We start from the raw sequence: 18,546 nt of genomic DNA, 5'->3' as shown, positions 1-18,546 counted from the left end.
ACCTAGAGCCCCGCCCCCTCATTCCATAACGGCAGCAAATTCACGTCATAATCCCCTGCTATACTTCGGCTAATACTCACAAAAAATAACCAAAAACCGCTGATTTACTCTTCCGGCCAACGAAGAGACAGCATGCCCCTTTATTCAGCCGGATGGAAAAGATATGCAGCGGAAATCCCTCCAGAGTATCGCTCCTGGCCTGATGAACCTGCTCGCTTACGAGCGCAGCTGGTTGAAACCTGATATCCGCGCGGGCCTCTCGGTGGCGGCAGTGGCATTACCGGTGGCGATTGCCTATGCCGAGCTAGCTGGCGTAAACGCCATCGTCGGGCTTTACTCCTGCATTCTACCGATGATCGCCTACGCTATTTTTGGCTCATCGCGTCAGCTAATCGTCGGGCCTGATGCAGCCACCTGCGCAGTCATCGCCGCAGTGATCACTCCGCTAGCGGCTGGCCATACTGAGCTGCACTGGCAATTGACCATCGTGATGACCCTGATGATGGGAACCTGGTGCCTGATTGCCAGCCGCTTCAAGCTGGGAGCCATTGCGGATCTGCTGTCACGCCCGATCCTCAATGGGTTGCTCAACGGCGTGGCGCTGACGATTATCGTCAATCAGATCAGCAAGGTATTCGGGTTTGCCTCGCCCTCCAGCGAGCTGATTGAGCGTATTTACGCACTGCCGGTTAACTTACTCAACAGCCATTGGCCCACGGTGCTTATGTCGCTGCTGACGCTGCTGATCCTGCTTGGCGTCCATTATGCACGGCCTAATTGGCCCGCACCGCTGTTCGCCGTGGTACTGACCACGGCGTTGACCTGGGTGGCGAATTTGCCGCATTTTGGCATTGAAACGGTCGGGGGCTATACCGGTGGCGGTTTACCCATGGTGACATGGCCGGATTTTAAACCTGGGCTGCTGCGCGACCTGGTGATCCCAGCGCTAAACCTGGCCGTCGTCAGCTTTGTCAGTATGATGCTGACCACCCGCAGCTTTGCGGCAAAAAATGGCTACGAGGTTGACGCCGACAGTGAGTTTCGCGCGCTGGGGCTGGTGAATATCGTCTCCGGGCTTTCGCAGGGATTTGCCATTAGCGGTGCCAACTCCCGTACCGCCGTTAATGATGCCAACGGTGGTAAGAGCCAGTTGGTTTCGGTGATTGCCGCTTTGGCAATCGCTATGGTGGTAATGTTTTTTAGCGAGCCGCTGCAGTTTATCCCCATTCCGGTTCTCGGCGTGGTGCTGATTTACGCCTCTTGGTCACTGTTAGATATGCGCAGTATTTTCCGGCTGCGTAAACGCAATCGCTCTGCGTTCTATCTGGCGCTGTTTACTTTCTTGAGTGTCCTGCTGGTGGGGATCATTCCTGGTATTGGGTTGGCGGTGCTGTTGGGCCTGTTGCAGTTTCTACAGACGGTTTTCCGGCCTACCGAGCAGCTACTGGGGGTTAATGCTGACGGTATGATCCATTCGATAGGTAAAAGTAACGGAGTCAAGCCGGTCGATGGCGTCATCATGTATCGCTTTAATTCGCCGTTGACCTATTTCAACGTCGCCTATTTCAAGCGGCGGATCGCCACTCTGGTGGATACCTCACCCGGCCAGCCGCGTTGGGTGGTCATTGATGCCGTCGCCAGCTTCACTCATGCGGATATTAGCGTGTTAGCCGCTATCGAGGAATTGAAGCGGGATCTGCAACTGCGGAGTATCGGCCTCGTGCTCGCAGGCCGACGTACCGAACTGACACGCTGGTTTCGCCTGGATCGAACCGACGGTAAAGAACGTAAATTAATCCTGGTTCCCGACCTGTATCTGGCGTTGAAGTTGATTCAAAGCAAGGAGAGTAAAGCGCAAGGGGATCGAGAAGCCGAAGCCTTGGCTGAGTAAGATAAGGGCCGCATAGCGGCCCCCGTAAAGATGTGCTTAGCCTTCTCGCTCAACCAGCAAGGCTTCCAGCAGGTCGAGATCGTGCAGCAGTTTTTGCAGCGTCTCGTTGCTGATTTTTTGCGTGGCGCGGAGGTGATAAAGCTCACCACGCTCCGCCCGCAAGGCGGTCAATCGGAAACGCCGCTCGAGGTTTTCCAACGCCAGCGCATTTTCAATATCGTCTTTACTGGCAATACGCCGCCGCAGCATCCCGGTCACCCTGGAACTAATCTCTTTGAGCACCTGCGGATCGAGGTTTTCCTCGGTGTCGGCCACCAGCCGCTCTTCCATCTTGTTGATGCTCTCAATCGCCACCTCGGCAGCCATGGCAATCGCCATACGCTCTTCGGTCTTGCTGGCGCTCTTGTCTGCGACATGCACCCCGCGCAGCAATAACGGCAACGCCAGTACGCCAACGATCAGTGACAGCAAGATCACCCCGGCGGCAATAAACACCAACTGATAGCGCGCCGGGAAGGCGGTGCCATCGCTAAGTAACAGCGGGATAGAAAGCACACCGGCCAGCGTAATCGCCCCACGCACGCCAGCGAAAGAAGCGACCCACAGCTCACGTATGCTGTAATCGCCAAACTGTAGAGGGCGCTTTTTCATAAAACGATTGCTGGCCTTTTTCATCACCCACAACCAGCTGAAACGCAGCACCAGCAGCGCGGCGTAGATAATCGCCACGTCGGTGAACAGGTACCAGGTCTCGATAGTCGGATCCAGTTCAGCCTGCACAATCGAGGTTTCCAGAATCCCCGGCAGTTGCAGCCCCAGCATGATGAACACCATGCCGTTGAACACAAACTCCAGCATCGCCCAAACGCTGTTAGCGCGCAAACGCATGGCCAGTGGTGCGTTACGGATCACGCCAGACTGGCTGATCGTCATCCCCGCCGCGACGGCTGCCAAGATGCCTGACACGCCGATATGTTCGGCAATCAGATATGAAGCAAAGGGTAACAACAGCAACAACACAATCTGCGTGGCCGGATCGTCTCCGCTCCAACGGCTCATCACACGCAGCGATTTACTGTAGGTCCAGGTCACCGCCACGCCGGCCAACAGGCCACCAATCGCCACTTTCAGGAACTCCATAGTGGCACCACCGACGGTAAACACCATGGTGCCCATCGCCACCGCGATGGCAAACTTCAGCGATACCAGGCCGGAAGCGTCATTCATCAACGCCTCGCCTTCCAGCACACCCATGATACTTCTTGGGATGCGCCCTTTGCCGACGATACCGCCCAATGCCACCGCATCCGTAGGTGACAACACCGCCGCCAGCGCAAACGCGGCAACCAGCGGGATCCCTGGCACCATCAGATAAATGAGATAACCCACGCCGACAACGGTGATCAACACCAGCACCAGGGCCAACCCCAGGATTTCACGCCCGTGGTGCAAGAATTCACGGGTAGGAGTTTTCCACCCGTCAGCAAACAGCAACGGTGGAATAAACAGCACTAAAAACAGTTCGGGGTCAAAATCAACGTGCAACCCGAAATGCGGCCAGGCCAACAAGGCCCCAATGGCGATCTGCATTAACGGTAACGGGATCTGAAACGGCAACATGCGTGTTACCACTCCAGACAGGGAGACCACCAAAATCAAAATGAGGATTGTAAAAAAGATTTCCATGCTTTCCTTAGACTCTCGAGTTCGTATCACCAAAGCGCGGGTAAAAGTATCTGGATAGTAGATCACTTTTTTGGGTACGGATAAAGCTTGTTGTGCCTTTCAAAACACATCGCAGAAAAGAAGGAGAATAGTCTGAAGAGGATAAACAACGGGGCCGGAGATCAGCCCCGTTGAAGGAAGGCTTAAATTGCCCAACCGCCAGCATAGAACGCAACCAGCGCCACCGCAATCAATACGGTACCGATGTTCAGCCTGCGCCATTCACCAGAGAACACGCGGCCAATCACCAGCGAGCTGAAGCCCAGCATGATGCCGGTCACGATGTTACAGGTCAGCACGATAAACACCGCGCACAGCAAACCGGCCATGGCATCGACAAAATCGTCGAAATCCAGCTTGGTGACGTTACTCAGCATCAGCAGGCCAACGTACATCAGCGCTGGAGCCGTGGCGTACACCGGCACCAGATAGGACAGCGGCGACAGGAACAGGATCAGCAGGAACAACAGCCCGACCACGGTAGCCGTCAGGCCGGTTTTACCGCCCGCCGCCGTACCCGCGGCAGATTCGATATAAACCGCAGCAGGTGCAGCCCCAACCAGCCCGGAGAAGATGCTACTCAGGGAATCAGAGGTCAGCGCTTTGCCACCGTTAATGATCTGGCCATCTTTATCCAGCAGATTGGCCTGCCCGGCAACCGCACGGATGGTACCCGTGGCATCGAACACTGCCGTCATCACCAATGCCAACACGCTTGGCAGCACCACCGGTTGTAAAGCGCCCATGATATCCAGGCTGAAGATCAGCGATTTACCATCTGGCCCCGCCAGGCTAGGCATGGCGAACAACCCTTGGTATTTCACCGCCGGGTCAAAAATCAGGCCGATAACCGAAATGGCAATAATGACCAGCAAGATGCCGCCTGGCACACGCAGTTTTTCCAGGCCGAAGATCACCGCCAACCCGATTAACGTCATCACCACTGGAAACGAGGTAAATGCCCCCAGCGCTACCGGCAAGCCATCCAGCGGATTTTTCACCACCAGGCCGACACCGTTAGCCGCGATCAACAGCAGGAACAGACCGATACCAATACCGGTGCCGTGCGCTACTCCCATTGGCAGGTTACGCAGGATCCAGGAACGGATACCGGTAATCGAGATGATGGTAAACAGGATCCCCATCAGGAATACCGCGCCCAGCGCCACGGGAATGCTGATCTGCTGACCCAGCACCAGACTAAAGGCGGTGAACGCCGTCAGTGAAATGGCACAACCAATCGCCATCGGCAGGTTGGCCCACAAGCCCATCAGCAACGACCCCAAACCGGCAACCAGGCAGGTGGCAACGAATACCGCAGTCGGTGGGAAACCGGCTTTACCCAGCATGCTGGGAACCACGATCACCGAGTAGACCATCGCCAGGAAGGTGGTTAACCCTGCCACCACTTCCTGACGCACGTTGGTACCCCGCGCTGTAAGTTTAAAATACGCATCAAGCCCGCCTTTGGGTGTCACGGCGTTATTTGCTTGAGAATTCGACATGTTGCTGTCCCCTGTTTTTCATTGCTGCCAGCCTGGATGAAATGGCTTGTTATCCCACTGATGCATGGTCATTACGAAACCGTTTCCGTCACGTTCGCTTCCTTACCCTTCAGGAACGCGGCAACAGACGCCGTGTAAAAGGCAAACGTTTAACTCTCATCGCATGCAGCGGGTGATTTATGATGGTCTTGCCCCAAAAAATCCCAAACGCTACCGGGAGGGATTTTCAAGGCAAACGATTATCTAGCCTTCTATACCGTCTGATCAACTAAAGATCGCGACAATTTATGCGAAAACGCATTGGCAACGCTCATTGTTGAAGATGTGAGGTTTATCACATTACGGCTTGAAGAGGGGAGATCGCCCCGACAGCTTGGGGCGGAAAAGATTATTGCGATTGCATCGCCTGCTCGTCCATGTGCATTAACTCCCAGATATGACCATCCAAATCCTGGAAGCCATGGCCATACATAGTGCCGTAATCCTGTGGCTGATTATAAGTATTGCCACCGGCAGCAATGGCTTTGCGTACCAACGCATCTACCGCAGCACGGCTGGGTTGCGACAGGCAAATCAGCACTTCCGTCGCTTTGTTGGCATCGCTGATGGAATTGGGGGTAAACAGTTGGAATTTCTCGTGGGTCAGCAACATCACGTAAATAGTCTCACTGACGACCATGCAGGCGGCGGTGTCGTCGGTAAACTGCGGGTTGAAGATAAACCCCAGTTGGCGGAAGAACTCGATAGAAGCGGGCAAATTGCTGACGGGTAGGTTAACAAAAATTTGCGTAGCCATGGGCTATCTCCTATGAAAGTGACCCTATCGAGTATAGTTCAAGCCATCAACCCAGCACGTTGAACGGCCCACCCTGTTCCAGAGCCCGCTGATACGCAGGCCGCGCATGAATTCGTTGCAGATAGTCTCGCAGTTTCGGGCACCTCTCCAGCCCGCCTCGCCCAGCCAGCGCCTCCACCGGGAAACTCATCTGGATATCCGCAGCGCTGAATTCATTGCCCACAAACCAGGTGTTTTTATTCAGGTGTTGCTCCAGATAATCACGATGCGTCGCAATCTGCTTATCCAGATACTCTTTCTGCACTCCTTTACCGATTGCCCCGGCAATCGGGCGCATTACCCATGGGATTGGCGGGTGACCTAAACGGCTGAACACCAGTTTCATGACCAACAGCGGCATCAACGACCCTTCTGCATAGTGCAGCCAATAGCGATACTCCTGGCGAGCGTGGAAATCCGTGGGCGTGAATAACCCTTGTGCGTCATAAGCTTCCTGCAGGTATTCAATAATGGCGCCCGACTCCGCCAGCGTCAGATCGCCATCAACCACTACCGGCGATTTGCCCAACGGGTGAATTTTTTTCAATTCGGGCGGTGCCAGCATGGTTGTTTTATCGCGTTGATAACGTAGAACCTGATAGGGAACACCGAGCTCCTCCAGGAACCATAAGATGCGCTGCGAACGCGAGTTGTTCAGGTGATGCACGATAATCATGGGTTTTCCCCCTCGACAGTCCCGATCCGTTGCCACATCAATTCGCCAATCTGCACGCTGTTACCCAGCTGCAACGGTACGGTACGTAATGTGAGTCTGTCGTCAGTGAAACTGTAGAAGCGGATCTGCTGGCTACCCAGCCAGTTAGGGAATGAACAACCCTCGACCTGATGAATGACGCACTGTTTATCTTCATCAATCCGATAGCGGCCAAAGTAACAAAGCATATTAACAAAGGCGGTGCGGATCTCTCGATCGCTGCCCTGCGCCAAATCCTCCGAGCCAAACCTTGGCCGCGTTGCGCTATAGAGCTGCGCTGCCATGGTGCCGTTGGCCTCATAGTTGAGCCGCCCCAACACCTGCTCACCCAAAGGGTGATGTATAGCCCCATCCTCCCCTTTGAATACGGAAGAAACCAGCGCCCAACTGCCAATAAACTGATTCGTTGTCATCACATTCACTCCCTTAACGCCCAGGTTAAAAGGTAGTTGTGATTTCAACTATCGCCAACCCTTACACTAATTCAGTTAATTTGATATAGATACTCAAAACTCTCCGATTTTCCATTCCCTCCAAGTGGCCTATCATTCAACACATCGAGAGACAACGGCCTCTCACCTAACAAAACCCCTGAGGATTGAATCATGAAAAGCATCAAAATTTTTGCTACCGCTGTACTGTTGACTTCCGCTTCTTTCGCCAGCATTGCCGCTGACCAGGTCACCAGCCAACCAGCTGCCGATGCACAAAAAATCGGCGTGGTTTCCGTAAGCGGTGCCAGCAACCTGAGCGCCCTGGAAGCCGAACTGGCAAGCAAAGCTGCTGCATCCGGTGCCAACTCTTACCGCATCGTTTCCGCTGGTGGTCAGAACAAACTGTACGGCACCGCAGAAATCTTTAACTAATCGTCAGATTACGAGCCCCGCAAGGGGCTTTTCGCGTTTTAACGGGCGGCAAAGCCTGGACTCACCAAACTGCTCTATAATTTACCAGCCAACCGGCACTTTCCAGATAAAGCCATGCTCACGGCATGCTCTGGCCATTCCCAGCCCGTTCTTTCCCGATACTGCTTTTGCTATTCAATAACCTTCACGGCTTCTGGAGAAATATCATGCCAGTAACGCAATTTCTGTCGGGTAGAGTGGCTTTTGTCCAGGGTGGTTCACGCGGTATTGGTGCCGCCATCGTTAAACGCCTGGCACGTGAATGCGCTCTAAAGCAAAAAAGCCCCAAAAAGGGGCTTTTCGTTTTGAACCTAAAGACAATCAGAACGGAATATCGTCGTCAAAGTCCATTGGCGGTTCGTTGCTGGCCGCTGGTGCGCTGTTTTGCGCTGGGCGAGCCTGCTGCTGTTGACCACCGCTGAACTGGTTGCCGCCCTGTGGCTGCTGAGGTTGACCCCAACCGCCCTGCTGGCCACCCGCTGGAGCGCCGCCGCCTGCTGGAGCACCACCACCTTGGCGGCCACCCAACATCTGCATGGTGCCACCCACGTTGACCACGATTTCGGTGGTGTATTTTTCTACGCCCGCCTGATCGGTCCATTTACGAGTCTGCAATGCACCCTCGATGTAAACCTGGGAACCTTTACGCAGGTATTCACCCGCCACTTCTGCCAGCTTGCCGAACAACACCACGCGGTGCCATTCCGTTTTTTCTTTCTGCTCGCCAGTAGCCTTGTCACGCCAGCTTTCGGAGGTCGCCAGGGTAATGTTGGCAACTGCGCCGCCATTAGGCATGTAACGGACCTCAGGGTCTTGACCCAGATTCCCGACCAAAATTACTTTGTTTACGCCTCTGCTGGCCATGTTCGATCTCCCGATGAGTCATTTAAGTGGATTCAGACCACATTTTGGATAGTCTAAACCACAAATTGTAGCATGCCACCTGCTTAGATTATACCTGCGAAGTGCCTTCCAAAAATGTCCCGGCGATCGACCTTGTTGCATTCGTATACTGGATATTCATTCAGGTTTTTTTGTGCCATAATTATGCGTTTCGTACTGGCCGAGCCGTTTTTTTGCGCAATAGATCACATAATCGCCCACAAAAGAACGCAGACAGGCGCGGTGTATCATCAAGACGGGAAGTGTAAATGGACAATATCGAAGTTCGTGGTGCTCGAACCCACAATCTCAAAAACATCAACCTGATTATCCCGCGCGACAAGCTGATCGTCGTCACCGGTCTGTCGGGGTCAGGCAAGTCCTCACTGGCTTTTGATACACTGTATGCTGAAGGGCAACGGCGCTACGTTGAGTCGCTCTCTGCCTACGCTCGCCAGTTTCTTTCGCTGATGGAAAAACCGGACGTCGACCATATTGAAGGCCTGTCCCCGGCGATCTCCATCGAGCAGAAATCGACTTCGCATAACCCGCGTTCCACGGTCGGGACCATCACCGAAATCCACGATTACCTGCGCCTGCTGTTTGCCCGCGTCGGCGAACCGCGTTGCCCGGATCACCATGTACCGCTGGCGGCGCAAACCGTCAGCCAGATGGTGGATAACGTGCTCAACCAGCCGGAAGGCAAACGCCTGATGCTGTTGGCACCGGTAGTGAAAGATCGTAAGGGTGAACACACCAAAACGTTGGAAAACCTGGCAACCCAGGGCTATATCCGTGCGCGTATCGACGGTGAAGTATGCGATCTCTCCGATCCGCCAAAACTGGAACTGCAAAAGAAACACACCATTGAAGTGGTAGTGGATCGTTTCAAAGTGCGTGACGATCTGGCACAGCGTCTGGCCGAGTCGTTTGAAACCGCATTGGAACTGTCCGGCGGTACCGCCGTCGTCGCCGATATGGATGACGAAAAGGCCGATGAACTGCTGTTCTCCGCCAACTTTGCCTGCCCCATCTGCGGCTACAGCATGCGCGAGCTGGAACCCCGGCTGTTCTCGTTCAACAACCCGGCCGGTGCCTGCCCAACCTGTGACGGTCTGGGCGTGCAGCAGTTCTTCGATCCTGAGCGTGTGGTACAGAACCCCGAGCTTTCTCTGGCCGGTGGCGCTATCCGCGGTTGGGACCGCCGTAACTTCTATTATTTCCAGATGCTGCGCTCACTGGCGGAGCACTATAGCTTTGATGTGGAAGCCCCGTTCAGCAGCCTGGATGCCAACGTGCAGAAAGCGGTACTGAGCGGTTCGGGCAAAGAGTCAATCGAATTCAAATACATCAATGATCGCGGTGACACCACCGTACGCCGCCATCCGTTTGAAGGCGTGCTGCATAATATGGAGCGCCGCTACAAAGAAACCGAATCCAGTGCAGTACGCGAAGAGTTGGCCAAATTTATCAGCAATCGCCCTTGCGCCTCGTGCCGTGGCACCCGCCTGCGTGAAGAAGCCCGTAACGTGTTCGTGGAAGATACTACGCTGCCGGAGATCTCCGAGCTCAGCATCGGCCATGCCATGACCTTCTTCCAGAATATGAAACTGAGCGGTCAACGTGCCCAGATCGCCGAGAAGGTGTTAAAAGAGATCGGCGATCGTCTGAAGTTCCTGGTTAACGTCGGGCTGAACTACCTTTCACTGTCACGTTCTGCGGAAACGCTGTCCGGCGGTGAAGCTCAGCGTATTCGCCTGGCAAGCCAGATCGGTGCTGGCTTGGTAGGCGTGATGTACGTGCTGGATGAGCCATCCATTGGCCTGCACCAGCGCGATAACGAACGCTTGCTGGAAACCCTGATCCACCTGCGTAACCTGGGTAACACGGTGATCGTGGTAGAACACGATGAAGATGCGATCCGCGCAGCCGACCACGTGATCGATATCGGCCCTGGTGCCGGTGTTCACGGCGGCCAGGTGGTAGCGGAAGGCACCGTCGATGACATCATGGCCCAACCAGACTCACTGACCGGCCAGTTCCTTAGCGGCAAGCGCTCAATCGCCATTCCGGCCGAACGCGTGCCCGCGGATCCGACCAAGGTGCTGAAACTCAGTGGCGCACGCGGCAACAACCTGAAAGACGTGACGCTCACGCTGCCTGTAGGGCTGTTTACCTGTATTACCGGCGTTTCCGGTTCCGGTAAGTCAACGCTGATCAACGATACGCTGTTCCCAATCGCCCAACGCCAGCTCAACGGTGCAACCATTGCCGAAGCGGCTCCTTACCGCGAAGTGGCCGGTCTGGAACATTTCGACAAGGTGATCGATATCGATCAGAGCCCAATTGGCCGTACGCCACGCTCTAACCCGGCTACCTATACCGGGATCTTCACCCCGGTGCGTGAACTTTTCGCCGGGGTACCTGAATCCCGTACCCGTGGCTATACGCCGGGCCGTTTCAGCTTTAACGTCAAAGGCGGCCGCTGCGAAGCCTGCCAGGGCGACGGCGTGATCAAGGTAGAGATGCACTTCCTGCCGGATATCTACGTGCCTTGCGATCAGTGCAAAGGCAAACGCTATAACCGCGAAACGTTGGAAGTGAAGTACAAGGGTAAGAACATCCACGAAGTGCTGGAAATGACCATTGAGGAAGCCCGTGACTTCTTCGATGCCGTGCCAGCCTTGGCGCGCAAGCTGCAAACGTTGATGGAGGTTGGGCTTTCCTATATCCGTCTTGGGCAGTCGGCCACCACCCTTTCCGGTGGTGAAGCGCAGCGTGTGAAACTGGCGCGTGAGCTGTCGAAACGGGGCACTGGCCAGACGCTGTATATTCTTGATGAACCCACCACCGGCCTGCACTTCGCCGATATCCAGCAGTTGCTGGCGGTGCTGCATCAGTTGCGCGATCAGGGCAACACCATTGTGGTGATTGAACACAACCTGGACGTCATCAAGACGGCGGACTGGATCGTCGATCTGGGGCCGGAAGGCGGCAGCGGCGGCGGTGAGATCCTGGTGTCCGGCACGCCGGAAACCGTGGCCAACTGTAAAGAATCCCATACCGCGCGATTCCTGAAACCGATGTTGCAGAGATAAAACCGTGGCCAACATGCCGAACACCTAAGCTCGGCATGTTGGCCGTTATTACGGCGCAATAATAAATTTCCGCCATAGAAAAGCAGGAACAGATTTTAGGGGTTTAAAACGCTTAACGTGCCGCGCAGTAGCTAAATAACTCTCACCACCCAAACTCAGCATTATTTATCTGCGGCTAACATCTGCTCATATCGGCCTGGTTACCCTCCCCATGCCTGCACCTGTTTCAATTCAAATTCGGCCTCGGCTAATTTTCTCTGCCGTTTAGCAATTTTGCTCGGTTTGCCTTTGAGCTGTGCTTCATACAGCTCTTGTCTTCTTTTTTCTACCTTTCGTTGCTTCTTGGCAATTTCATACTGGCGATCAAATTCGAACGGCTGAGTGACAGGCGCATAATCGTATCTATTATAACGGCCTTTATAACCACCGTGGCAGTAGGTCTGCACATTGGCCAAGGCCCGATTAAGCCCCTCAACACGATGGACATTGCCATAGCGCGTCGCGTATTCGAGCTGCTCTCGCAATTTTTGTTCTTTTATTGCACAATTGGGCGCAGCCAATGATAATGAGGAATAAACGAGCAGTGGCAGCACAAGAAATATTGCATGATGCGGTTTCATAATTAAATTTCCTTTTAGTAGGTTCCCCTACGGATCCCTTATCCTTATTTGCCTTTAAGCAGATTAATATAGACGCATTAATAACACAATCATAATTCAAACTCCAATGAGAACTCTCTTGATTAATACCCATTAGCTATTTAAAATAAATTATCAACCTATTTTTATCAGTCTTTTAATTATCGCCAATTAATATAAAATAATCAAATTAGTGAGATTAACCACAAAAAAACCTTGCCAACCCTGTTTCTCAGAACTAAATAACGCAGTAAAAAATATTGACCTACAAAATAAAATTTCCCCATAGGTTTCGGGGGGAGGTAATCCTCTTGGCCTGTCGCCACTCTTGAGCCAACAGGCCTGGCCGCCTATAAATTCAGATGCGTAGTTCTTGGCGCACCTGATCGGGCAACCCTTCCAGCACCAACCGATATGAGCTGTCGATCAAGTGATAAAACTGCGAGTTGGGCAGGTTGCCATCCAGAAATACCGCGTTCCAATGGGCTTTATTCAGATGTTCGCAGGGGACGATTTCCGGATGCTGCTCACGCAGGCTTTCCGCCAGCTCCGGGCTACTTTTGATCGCCAACGCAGGGCGGCCCTGCACTTCACACACCATAGCAAACATGACATCACCCACCTTGATTTGGCTGGCCTGCCATTGGTTTTGATCGCTTTGGTGTGCGCCAGGCTTCGCCATGCAGTATTCCAGCAGTGCTGAGTTATTCATTGGTTTATTTCCCGCCAAGACACAATGCGGCGCGAACCACTGTGAGTATGCTGTTGCCAGCCAGATACCTTGCCAGTCAGGTAGAGAACCGCGCCTGGTCGCTGAAAGCAAGGCTGTAAGGCGCACAAGAAAAGTCCGAGCACCCTCAGTCAGTATATTCTTTATCCCGTTGGCGGCAACAGCCAGTATGCAGAAACAACAAGGGGCGATATCGTTATCGCCCCTTAGACCACGGCATTCAGGCTGTTACTGCACTGCGGCAAACGCCTCGGCCACTTGACGGACGTTATTGTGGTTCAGACCCGCCACACACATACGACCACTGTGGATCAGATAGACACCAAACTCTTCACGCAGTCGGTCAACCTGAGCCGCGCTGAAGCCGGTGTAGCTGAACATGCCACGCTGCTCCAGCAGGTAATCGAAGTTACGCTGTGGCAATGCGCCCTTGAGCGTTTCGACCAACGCTTTACGCATTTCCAGAATGCGGGTGCGCATGGATTCCACTTCCTCCAACCATTGCGCTTTCAACTGGGCATCGTTCAGCACTTTTGCCACCACCTGCGCACCGAAATTCGGTGGGCTGGAGTAGTTACGGCGCACGGTCGCTTTCAGTTGCCCCAGCACACGCTCGGCGGCTTCGCTGCTTTCACACACCACAGAAAGCCCCCCCACGCGCTCACCGTACAGCGAGAAGATTTTCGAGAATGAGTTGCTCACCAGGCACGGCAAACCGGCAGCCGCGATGGCGCGAATAGCGTAGGCATCCTGATCCATTCCGCCGCCAAAGCCTTGATAGGCTATGTCGAGGAACGGGATCAGTTCACGTTCGGCGATCACTTTCACCAGCTGATCCCACTGGGCATTGGTGAGATCGGAACCGGTCGGGTTATGACAGCAAGGATGCAGCAGCGCAATACTTTTGGCCGGCAACTGTTGCAGCGTGCTCAGCATGGCATCAAATTTCACCCCCAGTTTTTCACCGTCGAAATAGGGGTAAGTATTCACTTTAAAACCGGCACCGCCAAAGATGGCTACGTGGTTTTCCCAAGTCGGATCGCTGACCCAAACCTGAGAATCCGGGAAATAGCTTTTCAGGAAGTCGGCACCCACTTTCAACGCACCAGAGCCGCCCACAGTTTGAATGGTGGCGATGCGCCCCTGTTGCAGCATGGGGTGTTCGGCACCAAACAATAGTTGCTGGATCGCACTGCGGTAAGGTTGTAAGCCTTCCATTGGCAGGTAGACCGAGGCCCCCTGTTCAACACTGTTAAGTTGGGCTTCCGCAGCGGCAACAGCTTTCATCTGTGGGATGATGCCTTGCTCGTTGTAGTAAAGGCCAATACTCAGGTTCACCTTGTGCGCACGGGGATCTTTTTTGAATTTTTCCATCAGCGACAGGATCGGATCACCTGCATAGGCTTCAACATTCTGGAACACGGGTTGGTTCTCCTGATTTTGGTTGTTCGGATACAGCCTACTATAGCCACAAATTGGCGTTGGGTTTTAGCTTTATCTCGCCACTGGCAGTAAACCGTTTTCTTTGATCCGTTCCAGCACCACCGCCGTTTTGATATGCCCGACGCTTTTATGGCGGGAAAGTGTCTGGCTGATAAATTCACTTAACGCGGGCAGGTCTGCTACCGCGACTTTAAGCAGGTAGTCTGCATCACCAGTGGTTTTATAAACATCAACAATGGCGTCCACTTCTGCCAGCATCTGATGGAAACTGTCGATCTGTTCTTGGGTATGGGTTAGCAGGCTCACCTCGATCAACCCTACCAGTCCCAATCCTACCGCCTCCGGCGCCAGCCGGGCGTGATACCCTTTAATCAACTGGGCCTGCTCCAGGCTAATACGGCGGCGCGAGCATTGCGAGGCCGAAAGCCCGACCAGTTCGCTCAGTTCCTGATTGGTCAGACGGCCATTGGCCTGTAACAGCGTCAGGATTTTCATATCAAAATCGTCAATGTTGTACATAGCCACCTGTAAAATGTGTTAATAAATGTTGACGCTACAGCCTAACAGCTTTTTCAGCCTTGCAACCATCGGTGCTGGCGGGTTGTGAGAGACGCAGCAGCAAAGCCAGCTTCCCTGCTCATAAATGGCATAAAAAACGGCTAAATTACGCAAACCAACAACAATTAACGGCAAAACCGCGCATAAAACCACAAATGTATTTGCCGACACGAAAAGGAAATTTGATGAAAAAACTACTGCTTCTCGCCTTGCTGGTCGCCACCGGGAGCGCCAGCGCGCAATCTAATCTGGACAAGGTATTGCAGCAAAAAACGCTGACGGTCTGTACCACTGGCGATTACAAGCCCTATACCTTCCTGAAAGAGGATGGCAGTTACGAAGGCATTGATATCGCCATGGCCGAGTCGCTGGCCAACAGCCTGGGGGCCAAAGTGAAATGGGTAAAAACGACCTGGAAAACCCTGACGCCTGACTTCGTGGCCGGGAAATGTGATATCGCCATGGGGGGGATCTCAGTGACGCTGGAGCGCCAAAAGCAGGTGTTTTTTGCCGAGCGGCTTGATACCGACGGTAAGATCCCACTGGTGCGTTGTACCGACGTGAAAAAATACCGCACCGTCGCACAGATTAATAAGCCTGCGGTGCGGCTGATCGAGCCTGCCGGTGGCACCAACGAAGCCTTTGTCCGCACTCATCTGCCCAAGGCCAAACTGACGCTGTCACACGATAATATGGGCATTTTCCAGCAGTTGGTTGACCGCAAGGCCGACGTGATGATCACCGATGCCTCCGAAGCGCTGTACCAGCAGAAACGCTATCCCAAGCTGTGTGCTGTGAACCCGAATAAGCCGATGCAGTACGGTGAGAAGGCTTATATGCTGCCGCGCGATGATATGAGTTGGAAGCTGTATGTCGATCAGTGGCTTCACTTGAGCAAGGCCAGCGGGGAGTACCAGAAGATTATCGGCCAGTGGCTGGCGGTGAAGAAGTAAGGTTGCTCTCACCCTAACCCACCCACAGGGAGAGGGTTGGGGTGAGGGGACGTTACTCGCCGATATATTCCATTGTGACGCGCTGGGTCAGCTTGGTGATCAGCTCATAGGCGCTGATGCCGCTAGAGGCAGCCACCCGCTCAACCGGCAGCTCAGTGCCCCACAGCACCACTTCATCACCCACTTTATCGCTGGCATCCGGCCCCAGATCGACGGAAATCATATCCATGGAGACGCGGCCGACAATCGGTACTTCACGTCCGTTCAGCCAGACCGGCGTGCCAGAAGGCGCACTGCGTGGATAACCGTCGCCATAGCCCATCGCCACTACGCCCAGGCGGGTATCTCGTTCACTCACCCATAGTCCACCGTAGCCCACCGGTTCCCCGGCTCGATGCTCACGCACCGCAATCAGACTGGATTTAAGCGTCATGGCTGGTTGCAGCCCAAAGTGATCGGCGTAAGGCTCTTCCAACGGGGATACGCCATACAGAATAATCCCCGGGCGTACCCAGTCAAAATGAGCCTGTGGCCACAGCAAGATCCCGCCGGAAGCCGCGATCGACTTCAGCCCCGGCTTATCGTTGGCGAAGTGCTCAAAGCAGCTGATTTGCTTTTCGGTCGCATCCACCAGCGGCTCGTCGGCACGGCTGAAGTGGCTCATGATATTGACCGGCTGCACCACGTTGCGACAGGCACTCAAACGCTGGTAGAACGCCTCTGCCTGTTCCGGACGCACGCCCAGGCGATGCATACCACTGTCCAGCTTCATCCATACCGACACCGGGTGCGCCAGTTCAATCTGCTCCAGTGCCTCGAGTTGTTCGATGCTGTGAACGGCGGTTTCGATATTATTCGCCACCAACGCGGGCAGATCGTCTGCACAGAAGAAACCCTCCAGCAGCAGGATCGGTTTGACGATGCCACCGGCACGCAGCATCAACGCTTCGCCGATACGCGCTACGCCGTAACAGTCGGCATCTTGCAGGGTGTGAGCCGTTTCCAACAGGCCATGTCCATAGGCGTTGGCTTTCACCACGGCAATCAGGCGGCTTTGCGGCGCCAGGCGACGGATCTGTTGCAGGTTATGTCGCAGAGCGCGGCGATCGATGACAGCAGTTGCCGCTTTCATTTCAATTCCTTAGCTGATTATTCATCATCATATTGTGGCCCCGCATAGTTATCGAAGCGCGACCACTGGCCGTTAAAGGTCAGGCGTACGGTACCGATCGGGCCGTTACGCTGCTTACCCAGAATAATTTCGGCAATCCCTTTCAGATCGCTGTTCTCGTGATAAACCTCATCACGGTAAATGAACATAATCAGGTCGGCATCCTGCTCGATGGAGCCGGATTCACGCAGGTCGGAGTTAACCGGGCGCTTATCGGCGCGCTGCTCCAGGCTACGGTTCAACTGCGACAGCGCCACTACCGGCACCTGCAACTCTTTCGCCAAGGCTTTTAGCGAGCGGGAAATTTCGGCAATCTCCAAGGTACGGTTGTCGGAGAGTGACGGCACCCGCATCAACTGCAGGTAGTCGATCATGATCAGGCTGATCCCGTCATGTTCACGGAAAATACGCCGCGCACGGGAGCGCACTTCGGTTGGCGTCAGGCCAGAGGAGTCGTCAATATACATATTGCGCTTCTCCAGCAGGATCCCCATGGTGCTCGAGATCCGCGCCCAATCCTCATCATCCAGTTGGCCGGTACGGATACGGGTCTGATCCACGCGCGATAGTGAAGCCAGCATACGCATCATGATCTGGTTGCAGGGCATCTCCAGGCTGAAGATCAGCACCGGTTTATCCTGCGTCATCGCGGCGTGCTCGCACAGGTTCATCGCAAAGGTGGTTTTACCCATTGCCGGACGGGCTGCGACGATGATCAGGTCAGATTTTTGCAGACCAGCGGTTTTCTTGTTGAGATCGTGATAACCGGTGTCTACGCCGGTAACACCGTCGTGCGGCTGCTGATAGAGCTGCTCGATACGGGCGACGGTATCTTCCAGAATACGTTCGATGCCTTTGGGGCCTTCATCTTTACTGGCACGGTTCTCCGCGATCTGGAATACCCGGGATTCGGCCAGATCGAGCAAATCTTCGCTACTGCGCCCTTGCGGATCGTAACCCGCATCGGCGATTTCGTTAGCAACGGAGATCATTTCGCGGACTACCGCACGTTCACGTACGATATCAGCATAAGCACCGATGTTGGCCGCACTTGGGGTGTTTTTCGATAATTCTGCCAGATAGGCAAATCCCCCCACCGTCTCCAGATCGCCCCTCTGTTCCAACGATTCGGACAGCGTGATCAGGTCGATTGGCCGGCTCATCTCCAGCAGACGCTGCATTTCGGTAAAGATCAGGCGGTGAGGACGGCTGAAGAAGTCATTGGCGACCACGCGTTCCGCCACGTTATCCCAGCGTTCGTTATCCAGCATCAAACCGCCCAACACGGACTGCTCCGCCTCCAGCGAATGTGGCGGCATCTTCAGCCCTTCCATCTGGCGGTCTCTGGGTTCGAACGTGTTTGTCTTGTTGGTTGGTTTTTTGCCTGCCATGAAGCCTATTCTTTATTCAGTTGCGAATGGGGGTACCTGACGCGAGAGTATACGTGATTTCACGCGACAAACCTGTGCAAAAATATTAATCGCTGCGCGGCGGGCT

16 protein-coding genes and 1 pseudogene are annotated in these 18,546 nt (G+C 54.2%); 5 read left to right on the top strand and 12 right to left on the bottom strand.

Features of this window, described 5'->3' with window-relative positions; genetic code table 11:
• The first annotated feature begins 163 nt into the window (after positions 1 to 163).
• The gene (locus tag KAJ71_RS20210; protein WP_248947314.1) at positions 164 to 1,891 is read left to right on the top strand and encodes a SulP family inorganic anion transporter; all 1,728 of its coding nucleotides are present in this window, start codon (positions 164 to 166) and stop codon (positions 1,889 to 1,891) included.
• Between the two features lie 36 nt (positions 1,892 to 1,927).
• On the opposite strand, the gene KAJ71_RS20205 is transcribed toward KAJ71_RS20210, so the two are convergent.
• The 5 genes from KAJ71_RS20205 to KAJ71_RS20185 all read right to left on the bottom strand — a co-directional run bounded on the left by KAJ71_RS20205 (position 1,928) and on the right by KAJ71_RS20185 (position 7,084).
• Entirely contained in the window at positions 1,928 to 3,577 is a 1,650-nt protein-coding gene (locus KAJ71_RS20205) for a Na+/H+ antiporter (RefSeq protein WP_248947313.1), read from the bottom strand.
• 182 nt (positions 3,578 to 3,759) lie between these two features.
• Positions 3,760 to 5,121: an NCS2 family permease gene (locus KAJ71_RS20200; RefSeq protein ID WP_039995975.1), complete on the bottom strand. Its 1,362-nt coding sequence runs from the start codon at positions 5,119 to 5,121 to the stop codon at positions 3,760 to 3,762.
• Between the two features lie 388 nt (positions 5,122 to 5,509).
• Positions 5,510 to 5,917, bottom strand: coding sequence for a VOC family protein (locus KAJ71_RS20195; RefSeq protein WP_248947312.1), 408 nt, complete (start codon positions 5,915 to 5,917; stop codon positions 5,510 to 5,512).
• A 46-nt stretch (positions 5,918 to 5,963) separates the two neighbouring features.
• On the bottom strand, positions 5,964 to 6,632 hold the full coding sequence (locus KAJ71_RS20190) for a glutathione S-transferase family protein (RefSeq protein ID WP_248947310.1): 669 nt from the start codon (positions 6,630 to 6,632) through the stop codon (positions 5,964 to 5,966).
• Positions 6,629 to 7,084, bottom strand: coding sequence for a lipocalin-like domain-containing protein (locus tag KAJ71_RS20185; RefSeq protein WP_248947309.1), 456 nt, complete (start codon positions 7,082 to 7,084; stop codon positions 6,629 to 6,631). The genes KAJ71_RS20190 and KAJ71_RS20185 overlap by 4 nt, the downstream gene beginning before the upstream one ends.
• Before the next feature lie 192 nt (positions 7,085 to 7,276).
• On the opposite strand from KAJ71_RS20185, the gene bhsA reads away from it, so the two are divergent.
• Positions 7,277 to 7,537 carry a multiple stress resistance protein BhsA gene (gene bhsA, locus KAJ71_RS20180; RefSeq protein ID WP_024527998.1) on the top strand — a complete coding sequence of 87 codons (261 nt, stop codon included), beginning with the start codon at positions 7,277 to 7,279 and terminating at the stop codon, positions 7,535 to 7,537.
• A gap of 206 nt (positions 7,538 to 7,743) precedes the next feature.
• A pseudogene (locus tag KAJ71_RS23545) lies at positions 7,744 to 7,845 on the top strand (oxidoreductase); the annotation flags it as partial.
• A gap of 52 nt (positions 7,846 to 7,897) precedes the next feature.
• On the opposite strand, the gene ssb1 reads toward KAJ71_RS23545, so the two are convergent.
• Positions 7,898 to 8,440, bottom strand: a complete 543-nt coding sequence (ssb1, locus tag KAJ71_RS20175) for a single-stranded DNA-binding protein SSB1 (RefSeq protein WP_024483970.1) — start codon at positions 8,438 to 8,440, stop codon at positions 7,898 to 7,900.
• A 287-nt stretch (positions 8,441 to 8,727) separates the two neighbouring features.
• Here ssb1 and uvrA point away from each other — a divergent pair, with 287 nt between their 5' ends.
• A complete protein-coding gene (gene uvrA / locus KAJ71_RS20170; protein ID WP_248947308.1) occupies positions 8,728 to 11,556 on the top strand; it encodes an excinuclease ABC subunit UvrA in 2,829 nt (942 codons plus the stop codon).
• A 200-nt stretch (positions 11,557 to 11,756) separates the two neighbouring features.
• Here the strand turns inward: uvrA and KAJ71_RS20165 are convergent, their stop codons facing one another.
• The 4 genes from KAJ71_RS20165 to KAJ71_RS20150 all read right to left on the bottom strand — a co-directional run bounded on the left by KAJ71_RS20165 (position 11,757) and on the right by KAJ71_RS20150 (position 14,886).
• Positions 11,757 to 12,176 carry a DUF1090 domain-containing protein gene (locus KAJ71_RS20165; RefSeq protein WP_248947307.1) on the bottom strand — a complete coding sequence of 140 codons (420 nt, stop codon included), beginning with the start codon at positions 12,174 to 12,176 and terminating at the stop codon, positions 11,757 to 11,759.
• Between the two features lie 376 nt (positions 12,177 to 12,552).
• Positions 12,553 to 12,906: an MmcQ/YjbR family DNA-binding protein gene (locus KAJ71_RS20160; RefSeq protein ID WP_021180803.1), complete on the bottom strand. Its 354-nt coding sequence runs from the start codon at positions 12,904 to 12,906 to the stop codon at positions 12,553 to 12,555.
• A 246-nt stretch (positions 12,907 to 13,152) separates the two neighbouring features.
• Positions 13,153 to 14,346, bottom strand: coding sequence for an amino acid aminotransferase (locus KAJ71_RS20155; RefSeq protein WP_248947306.1), 1,194 nt, complete (start codon positions 14,344 to 14,346; stop codon positions 13,153 to 13,155).
• A 72-nt stretch (positions 14,347 to 14,418) separates the two neighbouring features.
• Positions 14,419 to 14,886 carry an Lrp/AsnC family transcriptional regulator gene (locus KAJ71_RS20150; RefSeq protein WP_024528003.1) on the bottom strand — a complete coding sequence of 156 codons (468 nt, stop codon included), beginning with the start codon at positions 14,884 to 14,886 and terminating at the stop codon, positions 14,419 to 14,421.
• Positions 14,887 to 15,110: 224 nt separating this feature from the next.
• Here KAJ71_RS20150 and KAJ71_RS20145 point away from each other — a divergent pair, with 224 nt between their 5' ends.
• Complete coding sequence (locus KAJ71_RS20145; RefSeq protein ID WP_248947305.1) at positions 15,111 to 15,878, top strand: transporter substrate-binding domain-containing protein; 768 nt, start codon at positions 15,111 to 15,113, stop codon at positions 15,876 to 15,878.
• A gap of 52 nt (positions 15,879 to 15,930) precedes the next feature.
• On the opposite strand, the gene alr is transcribed toward KAJ71_RS20145, so the two are convergent.
• Complete coding sequence (alr, locus tag KAJ71_RS20140) at positions 15,931 to 17,010, bottom strand: alanine racemase (RefSeq protein WP_248947304.1); 1,080 nt, start codon at positions 17,008 to 17,010, stop codon at positions 15,931 to 15,933.
• 17 nt (positions 17,011 to 17,027) lie between these two features.
• Complete coding sequence (dnaB, locus tag KAJ71_RS20135) at positions 17,028 to 18,440, bottom strand: replicative DNA helicase (RefSeq protein ID WP_248947303.1); 1,413 nt, start codon at positions 18,438 to 18,440, stop codon at positions 17,028 to 17,030.
• Between the last annotated feature and the right edge of the window lie 106 nt (positions 18,441 to 18,546).

The sequence above is a fragment of the Serratia silvae genome (assembly GCF_023282985.1).
GTDB classification, from domain to species: Bacteria; Pseudomonadota; Gammaproteobacteria; order Enterobacterales; family Enterobacteriaceae; genus Chania; species Chania silvae.
This window is presented reverse-complemented; position numbering and strand designations above follow the sequence as displayed.